The organism is Roseivirga sp. (genome assembly GCF_034669765.1).
Lineage (GTDB): Bacteria > Bacteroidota > Bacteroidia > Cytophagales > Cyclobacteriaceae > Roseivirga.
In genome coordinates this window covers 332,624-345,599 of record NZ_JAXMOQ010000003.1, presented here as the reverse complement: position 1 = coordinate 345,599, position 12,976 = coordinate 332,624, and the positions used below count along the sequence as shown (strand labels likewise).

The window sequence follows — 12,976 nt, the reverse complement described above, 5'->3', positions numbered from 1 at the left end:
TTAAAGTCTAAAGGAATTGGATCTATTTGAAAAATTGCTTGCTGATAATGGCCCATTAGGGAAACACTCAGAGATATCAGAAGGGTACTTTATGTTCCCTAAATTGGAAGGTGAAATTGCTCCTCGAATGAAGTTCATGGGCAAGGAAGTTCTTACATGGAGTTTAAATGACTATTTAGGCTTAGCAAACCTACCAGAAGTGAGAGAAGCAGACGCTAAGGCTGCTGCGGACTGGGGTTTGGCGTACCCAATGGGCGCTAGAATGATGTCAGGTAATACCGTTTATCATGAAGAATTAGAGCAGAGTTTGGCCACTTTCGTGGGTAAAGAAGCTGGTTATTTATTGAATTACGGTTACCAAGGAGTACTTTCAATTATAGATGCCTTAGTAGATCGTAAGGATGTAATCGTTTATGATGGGGAGTCTCATGCTTGTATTATTGATGGTGTAAGGTTACACATGGGGAAACGTTTTGTGTATCCACATAACGACATCCAAAACCTTGAAAAACAACTTGAAAGAGCTACACGATTGACTAAAGAAACTGGTGGTGGAATTTTAGTAATCACCGAAGGAGTATTTGGGATGACTGGTAATCTAGGGTCTCTAAATGAGATTGCTGCCCTAAAATCTAAGTTTGACTTCAGGCTTTTTGTAGATGATGCACATGGTTTCGGAACCATGGGAGCCACTGGAGCAGGAACTGCTGAACATTTAAATTGTGTAGATGAAGTGGATTTGTACTTCTCAACCTTCGCGAAGTCAATGGCCGCTATTGGTGCTTTCGTTGCAGGAGATAAGAAGATTATCCATTACCTTAAATATAACCTTAGGTCTCAAATCTTTGCCAAGTCATTACCAATGCCATTTGTAATTGGTGGTTTAAAGAGATTAGAGATCATTAAAACTCAGCCTCAACATAAAGAGAAGCTTTGGAAAATTGTTGATGCACTTCAGGGTGGGTTGCGAGCAAAAGGCTTCAGTATAGGTACAACTAAATCGAGTGTAACTCCTGTTGTACTGAACGGAACCGTAGGCGAGGCGGCATCGCTAAGTAAGGACTTAAGAGAGAACTTTAGTATTTTCTGTTCGGTAGTTATTTACCCTGTTGTGCCTAAAGGAATGATCATTTTGAGATTGATTCCAACAGCATCTCATAGTATGGAAGATGTGAAAGAAACTATCGCTGCGTTTGAGGCGGTTAAGGGTAAGTTAACCAGTGGTGAGTATAAAAATGCAGAGTTAGCGGTAGCCTTTGGTGAGTAATATTAAAAAAAAGTGCCCTGACTGTTGCAAATAGAGTATTTTGATTTAAATTGCTATCCAAACAAACATTTTTCAACAACCTTAAAAGCACAAATAATATGAGCAGATTTAGCGAAGTAAAAAACTTAATTGACTCTTTAGAGGGTGATTTCGACAAGTTCTACGACAAAAAAAATCAAGCTGCGGGTACTAGAGTAAGAAAAGGAATGCAAGACCTTAAGAACTTAGCTCAAGAAATTCGTATTGATGTTCAAAACATTAAGAACGAAGGATAATTATATATCTTTTGAGAAGTAAAAAGAAAGGCCAGTCGTTAGACTGGCCTTTCTTTTTTGAACGCTATGTTATTTACAATAAGGCCTTAATCTTTGTTTTAAGCTCTCCTGAGGCAGATAAGAGTGGCATTCGGACATGGTTTTTACAAACACCGAACTCTTCTAAAACCTGTTTTATACCCACAGGATTACTCTCCATATACATCAATGGGTTAATGTCAATGAGTTCAAATGTAGCTTGACTTGAGGCTTTAAAGTCGCCAGAAAGCCCTGCTTTTGTGATGCGTTTGAAAGTTTCTGGGAAGGCATTTGCCAAAACAGAAATAACTCCAACTGCTCCAGTGGCCATCATTGGAGTCGTCAATAAATCGTCTCCAGAAATTAATAAAAATCCCGCTGGCGCATCTTTCGAAATGGTCATACACTGGGTTAAATCTCCGGAAGCTTCCTTAATTGCGACTATGTTTTTGTGTTCCGCTAAACGTAATGTAGTGTTTGCTGATATATTTGATTGTGTTCTCCCTGGAACATTATATAAAATTACAGGAACGGGTGAAGCATCTGCAATCATTTTAAAATGATGATAAATCCCTTCTTGACTAGGCTTGTTATAATAAGGACTGACCGATAAAATGGCACTTACTCCGTCTAAATCTGCTGATTTAATATTATCCAAAACGGACTGCGTATTGTTTCCACCAATGCCATAAACAATGGGTAAGCCTGCCTTGTTGTTTTGCTTAACAAATGAGAGGATTTCTGATTTTTCAGCTGCTGTGGTTGTTGCCGATTCACCTGTGGTGCCTTGAACAACATAGTAATCTACTCCTTCGGCAGTGTGTTCTAAGAGTTTTAAAAGCGCATCAAAATCAATGCTTAAATCTGCCTTAAACGGTGTGACCAAAGCCACGCCTGTACCTATTAATATTTCCATTTTCTTTATTTCAACGCGTTTACATAAATAAGCATTTGGTCTGATAAGTTTTTCAGGCCAGCACTTTTATCTATCTTTATCATAAGGTCATATATACCCTCTCCATCTTCTGAATGACAACCTACTTTACAGTTGGCCTTTGATTTTGCAAGTAAAGGTCTAACTAAAGGGTTAACGTCAAAGTCAAGATGAAATAGGTAATCAAAGGGCTCTTCCATAAAAGAAAGAACCGTCTGAGTTTTTATCTTTCCAAATAGGTTGAAATCTGCTTTACTGAATGTTGGATTATCCGTTGCGGGCTCGATTTTTTTTATGGGATTGAAACATAAAAAAGTAATTGATTTCTCACTCCCTATTGATTTCGCAAATGCGTAAACAGATTTTTCCTTCTGGCTGTCTTCCCATGAGTATATTAACCCTATTCTTTCTGATTCAGAAAATAACTTGAAGTCCTCTTGGGACTTTCTGTTTAGAGTAGATGATGATTTATCGAATAATGACATCAATTATTGATCATATGAATGAATTCTTCTTCCGAGATTATCTTAATTCCGAGGGCAGTAGCTTTCTCTAGTTTAGAGGGTCCCATTTTATCCCCAGCAACTAAGTAATCTAGTTTTTTACTAATGGAGGAAATGATTTTGCCTCCATTTACCTTGATCTTATCTTGAAGATCATCTCTAGAAAACTGAGTAAATACTCCAGAAATAACAAAGGTTTTCTCTTCAAAAATATTGCTTTCTGGCACCATTATTTGAGACTGATCTGTTTCTAGCTGTACCCCAGCTTGCTTTAACTTATCAATGGTTTTTATATGCTCATCATTCTTGAAAAATTCAATTACACTCCGTGCTATTCTGTCTCCAATTTCATCCACAGCAATTAAACTCTCAAAGCTTGCTTTGGCTAAAGCATCTATATTTTGAAAATGAGTCCCCAGCTTTTCTGCTACGGTTTTACCCACAAAACGAATTCCTAAGCCGAAGAGAACGCGCTCGAACGGGACTTGCTTAGAGGCTTCTATGGCCTTAATAATGTTTCCAGCCGACTTGTCTCGCAAGCTTCTAACGGTATGTTCTCCCTTCTTATCTGAAAAAATACGGAATTCTAGGCCATTAAGTTGGTCGAATTTGAGACTGTATAAATCAGCGTAATTGCTGATTAGGTTATTCTGAAGTAAACCTCGAATTGTTTCTGGTCCGAGCGAATCAATATCGACAGCCTTACGCTGAATAAAATGCTCAATTCTACCTAACACTTGTGGAGGACAGGCGTCAGCATTTGGGCAATAATGGTTGGCTTCGCCTTCTTGTCTCACTAATGGTGTGCCGCATTCAGGGCATTCCGTGATGTAGGTTACAGGTTCACTATTGGGCTTTCTTAAGGCAAGGTTAACGGCAGTTACTTTGGGGATGATTTCACCTCCTTTTTCTACAAAAACAGTGTCTCCTATACGTAAATCAAGCCTTTCAATTTGATCAGCATTGTGAAGTGAAGCTCTTTTTACCGTTGTGCCTGCTAATAGCACAGGACTAAGATTGGCCACAGGGGTAATGGATCCAGTTCTTCCCACCTGATAAGTAATACTTTCTAAAACTGTAGCTGCACTTTCTGCTTTGTATTTGTATGAGATGGCCCAACGCGGGCTCTTTGCAGTAAAACCTAATTGATCTTGTTGATTTAGGTCATTGACTTTTATGACTATGCCATCGGTTTCTACTGGGAGCGTATGTCGCTTTTCTTCCCATTCATGAATATAGGTCAGTACCTCTTGAATTGAACTGCATCTTCGGTAAGTAGGAGAAACATTAAAGCCCCAACTTTCAACAGCGGCCATGCATTCTGAGTGCGTTTGGTAAACAAGGTTTTCACCCAATAAATAATAGAGAAAGCAGTCTAGCCTGCGCTGCGAAACGACTGAAGAGTCTTGCATTTTAAGCGTTCCTGAGGCAGCATTTCTTGGGTTGGCGAGTAAATCCAAACCGATGTCTTCTCGTTCATCATTTACACGTTGAAATTCCTTGATGGGGAAGAAAGCTTCTCCTCTTACTTCAAACTCAGCTGGTACTTGTCCCTTTAACTTTAAAGGAATCGAGCGTATGGTTTTAGCATTGGTAGTAATGTCATCGCCTTGGGTTCCATCTCCTCTGGTGACTGCTCTTTTTAATACTCCGTCTTCATAGGTTAAACTAAGCGCAACTCCGTCAAACTTAAGCTCGCAAAAGTATTCGTAGGTCTGGCCTTCTAAACCTTTGGCTACTCGGTTATCAAACTCGATAAGGTCTTCTTCAGAATAAGTATTGCCCAAAGAGAGCATTGGGTATTTATGAACTACTGTATCAAACTCTTTTGTGATGGCACCACCGACCCGTTGGGTAGGGGAGTCTTCTGCTTTAAATTGAGGGAATTCAGCTTCGAGCGCAGCGAGTTTGACTAAAAGTTGGTCAAAATCGAAATCGGAAATTTCAGATTTGCTTTTCTGGTAATACAAATCACTATGGTAGTTGATTTGATCAGTCAGTTGTTTGATTTGTACTTGAGCTTGATCGGGGGTCATGGGTTCGTTTTTCAGGATCATTCAAGGTTTTCTAAAGAATTGCTTAATTCTTCTTCAGTGTTTTTTAAACGAGATTTACAGTCTTTAATCAACTGAGTAGCCTCTTTTACCAAGCTTGATAAGTCATCAATGTCAGGCTGTTTATTTTCAATAATATCTACAATCGTTTCAATCCTTTCTAACGATTCTTTATAGGTCAATTTCTTTTTACTCATTGTCGACTGATTTTACCGTACTCTTTATTCTATGCTTGGTGGTTATTGTTTCTAACACTTCACCAGATTGTATTTCTTGTTCTTCTGAAATCAACTTTCCATTGATTAAGGTGATGGAATAACCTCTTTTCAAAACGGATGATGGATCCAGCAATTTCAGCTGTTTCTCCAATCCGTCCAATTTTTTTTCCGCTTCTTTTAACCTTTGGCTCTTGGCTTTAATCAAAGGGATTTCAAAGTTATCTACTTTCCTGTTTTCAACCTTAAAAAGATTTTGAATCGCATAATTTAGTCTTAACTCTTTTTGGGCTAAGCTGCTTTCCGCTTGGTGCATAATTGCTTTCATCGAGGTCTGCAAGGCATAGCCTATGTTCATTATCTCATATGCGGAACCTTGAAGAAGGTGCTTGCCTGATTTCTCCAATCGATAGGCCATTTCATTCAAGCTGTCGTCAAAGCGCTCTATTCCAGAAATGAGGAATTCAGCTACAGCGGTAGGTGTTTTCATCTGCGTATTAGCCACCAAGTCGGCAATGGTTTCGTCTCGTTCATGGCCTATACCGGTAATGACAGGAAGTGGAAATTGAGCGATATGAGAGACTAATTCATAATCGTCAAAGCAATCTAGGTCTACTTGAGAACCTCCGCCTCGAATAATGACCACCAAATCAAATGCTTTTATATCGGAATGAATTTGATGCAAGGCGGCAATCATAGCACTCGGTGCTTGATCACCCTGCATTAATGACTGAAACAGTTTTGTTTTAAAGGAATAGCCTCTTGAGTTCTGTTCAATTTGGTTTTTGAAATCGCCATATCCGGCAGCTGTTTCTGAACTGATTATAGCAATACGCTGCGGAACCGTTGGAAGGGCTAATTCTTTGTTGATATCAAAAATGCCTTCGTCTTGAAGCTTTTGAATTACTTCCTGACGTTTTCTGGCGCGCTCTCCAAGGGTGAAGTTGGGGTCAATGTCTTTGATGTTCAGGCTCATTCCGTACAGTTCATGATACTGCACTTGAACATTAAGCAATACTTTTATTCCAGATTGAAGCGGGGTTTTTGTGATTGATTCGAACCAAGCACTAAGGTTGCGGTAAGTGTAAGCCCAAATGTTTGCTCTGATCTTAGAAGTAACAAACTGACCTTCTTTATCCACCAACTCCATGTAACAATGGCCTTTTGGGTTGAGCCTCATTTCACTGATTTCGGCAATTACCCAATAGGAGGGTTCGAGATTTTTCTCGAGTTCTGATTTGATGAGGCTGGTTAACTCAAAAAGAGAGAGGTGAGTCATAGCGCAAATTACATCAATGCTATTCTTGATCAAATGGGTTTAAATAAAAAATCCTGCATGAGCAGGATTTAAATTTTTCAGGAATGGGACTCGACTTAATTGCGGTTACCGCCTCGTTTTGGCTCTTCCTTATCATCACGCCTCATACGGTCGTATAATGACCTTCTGAAGTCACTTTCGAAAGAAACCATTCTCCAGACTTGTCTTGAATTTAATACTTCATTGAACTTTTTCATGTAGGTTTTCTCTACATCTAATTCGGCTTGTTTTTGATCCAAGTAAATATCCAATAGCTTATCTGCATCCTCTTCTTTCATGTTCCTAGAGTCTTCAGATTTCGCATAGATTTCTCTTTTCTTCTGGCCGTATTCTTTTGAAAGCGTTATTTTTTTGCTGTCATATTCATTGAATAAAGGCCAAAATAGTTTGGCCTGATCTACAGTTAGGTCTAAGCGACTTGTTAAAAAGGCAATTTTTGCTTGTTGAATTTTATCCCTTTCATCCTGTGAGGACCGATCATTTTGGGCAGATGCTGAAAAGCAACTGGCTAAAATGAAAAGTGAGAATATAATTTTTTTCATGATTCTTTTACTAATGATCGAAGTATTCAAAGTCGTAATCTAATTCTGGATTTTCGTTTAGTGCAAAGCTATAGCTTGAAGTTTCTTCCAGAATCATGTTGTCAAGTATAGCGTCCAAACCTTCTACAGATGATAGCAATTCATATTCTATTGCCTGGCGCTCTTCCAAATAATTGATAATGGCCTCATCGGAAACTTCACTTAGAAGATCACTTTCACTAAGTTGCTTTGTTGGCATTGATAATAGCGCCACCATAATAAGGACAACCGCAGCGGCCACAGCTCTAAACCATGTGGTTTGGTATAGTGGAATTACCTTGGTTTCTGGTTTAACTTTTGAAAGAATCTCTGAATTAAGTGATTCGAAGTAGTTTTCAGGAGTTGAGTAAATGTTCTTTTTAAGCGTTTCATTACCAAGAATACCTTCTTCTTCAGTACGCTTGGTAGCTGAAATTATTTTTTCATTTAATTTATCAAAATAACCATTGGGAACTTCGAAAATGCTCTTTTTAAGTTGCTCACTGCTAAGAATTCGCTCATCTTCAGTAACAAGCCCTAGGGTGATTTTTTCTTTAAGGTCACCAAAATAGCCCTCTGGTGTCTCAAAAATGTTCTTTTTGAGATGAGGGGCTTTAAGTTTCTTATATGGATTTTCGTCCGACATCGATGCTTTGATTATCAAAGGGTTATAAGGTTTAATCTTCGCTTAAATACTCTTCTATTTTTTTAACAGCCAAATGATAATTCGCTTTCAATCCACCCACGCTAGTCCCAATAATTTCTGAGATCTCTTCATATTTCAAATCATCAAAGTACTTCATGTTGAAGACTAATTTTTGCTTTTCTGGTAGCGTTAAAATTGCCTTCTGAAGTTTGATTTGAATTTCGTCACCATCAATATAGGAACCACTGGTAAGTTTGTTTTCTAGGTCATGATTAACATCATCAATTGACCAAGCTTGCTTTCGCTGCCTTTTCTTTAAAAAAGTAAGGGCCTCGTTAGTAGCGATTCTATAAACCCATGTATATAATTGAGAGGCTTCCCTAAAACCGTCAAGATTTTTAAAAACCTTAATAAATACATCCTGAACCACATCATCGGTGTCATCATGATCTATAATGATCTTTCGGACATGCCAATAAATGCGCTGCTGGTATTTGTCCAGAAGTACACTAAAAGCTTTGTTTTTAGTGGCCGGGTTTTTAAAACCCTCTATGATTTGATGATCGTCCAAAAAGAATGTGTTGTTTAGCCTGTTAGATGCTGATAAGACTCATAGGTTTAGTTGAAAGTTAATTGGTTTTAACCAAATTAAAAACTTTGAACCAAGAAGGATTTTATGGGGTTTGGTTTTCGTTGTCTATATTTAACATTAAAGTAAGTAATTCACATATCGTGGGGTTAGAAGAGGATATTAAGCAAGGCCGTAAGTTTAAGAATGAGTACGAAAAACTGATTGTAAACCTGATTTACACTAACAGTTGGATTTCGGAGCAGCAATTGAATATGTTTAAGCCTTTTGGAATCTCCTCAGCTCAGTACAACGTGCTTAGAATTCTAAGAGGACATTACCCCAAACCCTGTACTATCAATAGTATTATAGACAGAATGATTGATCGAATGTCGAATGCTTCACGAATTGTGGATAGGCTTGAAGCTAAGGGGCTTGTAGCGAGAGAAGTGTGCTTGGTGGATAGGAGGGCGAAAGATGTGCTTATCACACAAAAAGGGCTTGATCTGCTAAATGAGATTGAGGTGAGCTCCAAACTATGGATGGAGCGATTTGAAAAAATTAATGAGGATAGGATTCAAGTAGCCAATGACCTATTGGATGAACTAAGAACGCTACAAGGCTAGCGTTTGAAAGGACTATTCTTAACCACTGATATGCCTTATTTGACTATCTAACAACTTATGATTTAAACCTTAGGATGTTTTTTTCATCTTACTCAAGTAAAACTATTATAACTATGAAAAACATTCTTAAAACGAGCGCTGTACTTTTTGCGCTCCTAATGATCTCAGTATCTTTTATAAGTAAACCAGAGACGATTGAAATTACCACTTTAGTCGAGCAAGAAGGTATTACAATCCCTGAGAATATACAATTGATCATTGAAGCAAAGTGTATGAACTGTCATAAGCCTGATGCGCGAAACGAAAAAGCTAAAGAAAAGCTTCAGTGGGAAAAGGTGGCAAAAATGAACAAAGAAGAACAAACGCACTTGATTGCAGAGTTGTTTGAAGTGCTTGAAGAAGGTAAAATGCCCCCTGCAAGAACGGTTGAAAGAAATCCAGAAAGTAAATTGACAGATGATGAGACCAAAGCATTGTTGGCTTGGGTTGAAGTAGAAGAGAAAAGAATCAAGGGGAAATAATTAGACCTTTGAGAACATAAAAAAGCCTTTCATTCTTGAGAATGGAAGGCTTTTTGCATGAATGCCCTTTGGTTTAAATTTCTCTTATTAAGTCCATTAGACCAGCATTTTTTCCTTTTGGTCTTACAATCATCATAGGTATATTATTGTTGATTTGGATGAGTTGCTCAGCCCTGCTTCCAATAAATAAAGCGGTAGTAGCTGTTCTTCCTTTGACTCCTATAATGATGGTAGTTGGTTTGTGTTCGTTGGCAAAATCGATAATGTCATTCACCGGGTCGTCATTAGTGTCAAGTGAATAAACTACTTCAATATCACAACCTTTATGATCAATACTAGCCATGAATTTTTTGTAATCCCTTTCTGCATTTGCTTTCATTACTTCTGCAAACTCTTCGTAAGTTTTTCCAGAATAATGGTATCCACCAGGTACGGTAAATACATTTTGGCAGATGATCTTAATGTCATTCTTGTATTTTCTAGAAATACCAATGGCTTCTTCCATGGCAATTTTAGAATGTACCGAGAAGTCGCAGGGCACATGAATCAGATTTAAATTAGAACCTGAGTTTTCTGGGATGATGAAAAGTGCACAGTCGGCCCTTCGGGCCAAACGGTTCGAGAGGATTCCACCACCAACGAAATTTTTATGACGACCCATCATAATTAAGTCGATATCATGTTTTTCGACAAACTTAAGTATGGCTTTTGCTGGAGAACCTTCTTTGATGTGTACTTCACTGATAGCTTCTAGCTTTTCAGGTAAAGTAGAAGATACCAAACTTTGGATCATCTTCTTCCTTTCCTCAATAGACTTGTCTTTGATTTCAGGGAAGTTTTTGAGAACAGCCTCTGGAATCTTCATTTCGCTAATACTATTGAAGAAATGAATCTCTTTGGTTTCGTGTGCGGTGGCAATTATCTCAATAAACCTGAGAAGTGTTTTGTCAACATCGCTGGTGTCCATCAACACCAAAATTTTTTCTCTTTTGGGCATAATTCTAATATAAACCTAAGGGCAAAATTAAAGATTTAAAAGGTAGATATACCCATGAATATAGGCAAAATTTAAAAGGATTCTAATCCATTTATTTTGAAGGTATTAAAGCTTCATTCCGTTTATGGTATCGTAGAGTAATTCGATCAATTCTTTTGAATGGGTTGGGAATGAGGCGATTCTAATTTGTTTGCCCTTATACTCGCCATAGCCGTTTCCAAGCACGAAACCTTTGGATGATAGTTCATCAATCCATTCTTGAGATGAGGTCAATGTATTTGCTACTATAACCGTTTTGGATCGGAGTTTGTCATCTGTTACAAAGTGATTAAATGACGGATGGTCGGAAACCATTTTATGTAGTAGTAGGCCCTTGTAATTGCTTTCTCTTCTAATTACATCAATACCCTTGTCGAGCATGTCAGTAGTTACTTTCATCAATAAAAAGATGTTGAGTACATTAATGGTGTAGGTAGTCTGGAACTTACTTCCGTTTTTAAGGAGGTTCGGTAATGTTTGATATGTGCCTATAGCATGGCCATCGGCTTCTTTTTTTAAAGATTTTTCAATGCAACGGTTATTCACGATCCATACGCCCAAACCAGCTGGTAGCCCAAAGCATTTTTGAACAGAGAAATAAGCGCTATCGATTTGTAAAAAATCAATGTCAATGACAGGGAATGCTGAAACGCCATCAACGGCAATAATGGCTTCGGGGTGCGACTTTCTTACCTTATATATTTCTTCTACGGGAAAAGTAACTCCAGTACTGGTTTCATTCAATGCAAAGCTGATCAACTCGGTGTCTTGTGGAATAGTGTCTGGGTTAACTTCTGGAATAGCACCGAACTTAGATTCGCTCTTTAAAGCTTGCTTTCCTAAGCTTTTAGAAAACTCATAGAATCGGTTAGAAAAAGCACCATTGCAGAAGTGATAAGATTTGTCCACCACTAAGTTCTGGATTTGTCGCTCCCAAATCTCTGTGGCTGAACTAAGAAAGAAGACATGATAGTCTTCAGGGATGTTCATCAGGGTTTTTAGGTTTTCTACCGCATGTTGGTAATAGGCCGAAGCTTGCTTGCTTCTATGGTTAACCTCCATCACTTGGTCTTTCACCGCCTGTTTTAGATGTTCTTCTACGGTAAAATAGAGGGCAGAGGGCCCTGGAGTAAAGAAAATTTTTCTAGCCATTTTGTTCTTCCTTTTTCAGCAATTCTAACTGTCGGTAGTAGTGGTTACGTACAAACAGAAAATAAAATGCTAACGGAAGCAAAAGTATTAAGCCGCAGATGAAAAACATCGTGTCGATGCCATAATATTCTGCAACATAGCCCAAAGCAATTGAGCCCGCCCCAATTCCTAAGTCCACTGCCGAGAAGAAAGTAGCATTAGCAGCGCCACGTCTTTCAACAGGAACAATGTTTAAAGCCATGGTTTGAACAGTAGGCATGATCAGTCCATTGCCCATTCCTACCAAAACTCCACACATCATAAAAGGCCAGAAACTGTCGGTATACTTGAGCCAGATCAATCCAATAATGGTGACAACTAAACCCATTACAACAATGCCTGTTGGACCTTTTCTGTCCATGATTTTACCTACTAAGAGTCTAGATGCGGCTACGCCAATGGCCATGAAAATGAAGAATAGTGCGCCTTGCTTTAAGCCTAGTTCATCACTGTAAATTCGGATAAAGGAAATGATGGCGGCATACGGAAAGGCACCCATAAACATCACGGCTGCGATGCGGTTCACTCGGCCATCGAACATTTTTTTAAGACTTAGCTTCGTTTCTCCAGTCTTAATGTTTGGCACTTTAATGATTAAGGCAAGCACAAGCGAAGCGAAACAAACCGCAAAGGCAATATTGAAGAGATTGGTGAAATTACCTTGTCCCATTATCTGATCTCCTGCATAAGGCGCAAAAGCAATTGAAAAAGTCATGGCAAGCCCAAAATAACCAATTCCTTCGCCTCTTTTGCTTTCGGGAATAAGGTCAGCGGCTATTGTACTTCCGCTGGTTGTAATCGTTCCCCAAGTAAAACCGTGGAATACACGAAGGATTAAAAGGATAAAGAAGGTAGAAGAGAAGTGATATAGTGCAAATAGGACCGTGAAAATGGCCAAGGCCCAGAGATAAACCGATCGCCTTCCGTAAGCATCTAGCGCATAACCGCAAAAAGGCCGAATGATCAATGCAGAAAGCGCATATACACCAATAATATAGCCTACTTGATTCTTATTCGCTCCTAAAACATCTACAGCATATACGGGTAGGGTAGGCAGCAGGAAATAGAAAGCCGTTGCCATTAAGAAATAGGAAATGAAATGAAGGACGAAATCCCGAGTTAAAATCTTATCAGTCTGCAAAAGCTAAATCTCTTAATGGATAATTACCTAGTAGGCATTTGACAAAACAAAGAATAAATTATCACGAATGAAAACAGAAAGCTTCGCAAACGCATTTTTTATT

15 protein-coding genes are annotated in these 12,976 nt (G+C 38.6%); 4 read left to right on the top strand and 11 right to left on the bottom strand.

Annotation, left to right across the window (positions count from 1 at the left end):
• Nucleotides 1-16 precede the first annotated feature (16 nt).
• Together VOI17_RS07650 and VOI17_RS07645 are read left to right on the top strand one after the other, a co-directional pair.
• On the top strand, nucleotides 17-1,267 hold the full coding sequence (locus VOI17_RS07650; RefSeq protein WP_323756657.1) for an aminotransferase class I/II-fold pyridoxal phosphate-dependent enzyme: 1,251 nt from the start codon (nucleotides 17-19) through the stop codon (nucleotides 1,265-1,267).
• A gap of 98 nt (nucleotides 1,268-1,365) precedes the next feature.
• A complete protein-coding gene (locus VOI17_RS07645; protein ID WP_068416894.1) occupies nucleotides 1,366-1,542 on the top strand; it encodes a histone H1 in 177 nt (58 codons plus the stop codon).
• 73 nt (nucleotides 1,543-1,615) lie between these two features.
• Here VOI17_RS07645 and dapA read toward each other — a convergent pair whose 3' ends face one another.
• From dapA to VOI17_RS07605, 8 genes are all read right to left on the bottom strand, one after another.
• Complete coding sequence (gene dapA / locus VOI17_RS07640) at nucleotides 1,616-2,476, bottom strand: 4-hydroxy-tetrahydrodipicolinate synthase (protein WP_323756656.1); 861 nt, start codon at nucleotides 2,474-2,476, stop codon at nucleotides 1,616-1,618.
• Nucleotides 2,477-2,481: 5 nt separating this feature from the next.
• On the bottom strand, nucleotides 2,482-2,979 hold the full coding sequence (locus VOI17_RS07635; protein WP_323756655.1) for a DUF6913 domain-containing protein: 498 nt from the start codon (nucleotides 2,977-2,979) through the stop codon (nucleotides 2,482-2,484).
• Entirely contained in the window at nucleotides 2,979-5,033 is a 2,055-nt protein-coding gene (gene ligA / locus VOI17_RS07630; protein ID WP_323756856.1) for an NAD-dependent DNA ligase LigA, read from the bottom strand. The genes VOI17_RS07635 and ligA overlap by 1 nt, the downstream gene beginning before the upstream one ends.
• Before the next feature lie 17 nt (nucleotides 5,034-5,050).
• Nucleotides 5,051-5,248, bottom strand: coding sequence for an exodeoxyribonuclease VII small subunit (xseB, locus tag VOI17_RS07625; protein ID WP_323756654.1), 198 nt, complete (start codon nucleotides 5,246-5,248; stop codon nucleotides 5,051-5,053).
• Nucleotides 5,241-6,578: an exodeoxyribonuclease VII large subunit gene (xseA, locus tag VOI17_RS07620; protein WP_323756653.1), complete on the bottom strand. Its 1,338-nt coding sequence runs from the start codon at nucleotides 6,576-6,578 to the stop codon at nucleotides 5,241-5,243. Before xseA ends, xseB begins: the two co-directional genes overlap by 8 nt.
• 62 nt (nucleotides 6,579-6,640) lie before the next feature.
• A complete protein-coding gene (locus tag VOI17_RS07615) occupies nucleotides 6,641-7,126 on the bottom strand; it encodes a hypothetical protein (protein ID WP_323756652.1) in 486 nt (161 codons plus the stop codon).
• Nucleotides 7,127-7,136: 10 nt separating this feature from the next.
• Nucleotides 7,137-7,808, bottom strand: a complete 672-nt coding sequence (locus VOI17_RS07610; protein ID WP_323756651.1) for a hypothetical protein — start codon at nucleotides 7,806-7,808, stop codon at nucleotides 7,137-7,139.
• A 13-nt stretch (nucleotides 7,809-7,821) separates the two neighbouring features.
• Nucleotides 7,822-8,361: an RNA polymerase sigma factor gene (locus VOI17_RS07605; RefSeq protein ID WP_323756650.1), complete on the bottom strand. Its 540-nt coding sequence runs from the start codon at nucleotides 8,359-8,361 to the stop codon at nucleotides 7,822-7,824.
• Nucleotides 8,362-8,447: 86 nt separating this feature from the next.
• On the opposite strand from VOI17_RS07605, the gene VOI17_RS07600 reads away from it, so the two are divergent.
• Together VOI17_RS07600 and VOI17_RS07595 are read left to right on the top strand one after the other, a co-directional pair.
• On the top strand, nucleotides 8,448-8,984 hold the full coding sequence (locus VOI17_RS07600; RefSeq protein ID WP_323756649.1) for a MarR family winged helix-turn-helix transcriptional regulator: 537 nt from the start codon (nucleotides 8,448-8,450) through the stop codon (nucleotides 8,982-8,984).
• Between the two features lie 113 nt (nucleotides 8,985-9,097).
• Complete coding sequence (locus VOI17_RS07595; RefSeq protein WP_323756648.1) at nucleotides 9,098-9,505, top strand: heme-binding domain-containing protein; 408 nt, start codon at nucleotides 9,098-9,100, stop codon at nucleotides 9,503-9,505.
• A 73-nt stretch (nucleotides 9,506-9,578) separates the two neighbouring features.
• On the opposite strand, the gene VOI17_RS07590 is transcribed toward VOI17_RS07595, so the two are convergent.
• The 3 genes from VOI17_RS07590 to VOI17_RS07580 all read right to left on the bottom strand — a co-directional run bounded on the left by VOI17_RS07590 (nucleotide 9,579) and on the right by VOI17_RS07580 (nucleotide 12,873).
• Complete coding sequence (locus VOI17_RS07590) at nucleotides 9,579-10,502, bottom strand: universal stress protein (RefSeq protein WP_323756647.1); 924 nt, start codon at nucleotides 10,500-10,502, stop codon at nucleotides 9,579-9,581.
• A gap of 105 nt (nucleotides 10,503-10,607) precedes the next feature.
• Complete coding sequence (locus VOI17_RS07585) at nucleotides 10,608-11,693, bottom strand: aminotransferase class V-fold PLP-dependent enzyme (protein ID WP_323756646.1); 1,086 nt, start codon at nucleotides 11,691-11,693, stop codon at nucleotides 10,608-10,610.
• Nucleotides 11,686-12,873, bottom strand: a complete 1,188-nt coding sequence (locus tag VOI17_RS07580; RefSeq protein ID WP_323756645.1) for an MFS transporter — start codon at nucleotides 12,871-12,873, stop codon at nucleotides 11,686-11,688. Before VOI17_RS07580 ends, VOI17_RS07585 begins: the two co-directional genes overlap by 8 nt.
• Nucleotides 12,874-12,976: the final 103 nt, after the last annotated feature.